Source organism: Rugamonas rivuli, from assembly GCF_009380165.1.
Lineage (GTDB): Bacteria > Pseudomonadota > Gammaproteobacteria > Burkholderiales > Burkholderiaceae_D > Rugamonas > Rugamonas rivuli.
Window position 1 is genome coordinate 1 of the sequence record NZ_WHUF01000041.1, and the last position, 237, is coordinate 237.

At 52.3% G+C, this 237-nt stretch carries 1 rRNA gene; it reads left to right on the plus strand.

Annotated features, from left to right (window positions below):
• Positions 1-102 (plus strand): 16S ribosomal RNA (locus GEV01_RS30660); the annotation flags it as partial.
• Between the last annotated feature and the right edge of the window lie 135 nt (positions 103-237).

The window sequence follows — 237 nt, forward strand, 5'->3', positions numbered from 1 at the left end:
AGCTTAACCGCAAGGAGGGCGCTTACCACGGTAGGATTCGTGACTGGGGTGAAGTCGTAACAAGGTAGCCGTATCGGAAGGTGCGGCTGGATCACCTCCTTTCTAGAGTGGCACTGGTCTTCGGACTACTCATCAAGCGTTCACACTTATCGACTGTCAATATTAAAGAACAGCATTTGGGGCTGTAGCTCAGCTGGTTAGAGCACCGTGTTGATAACGCGGGGGTCGTTGGTTCGA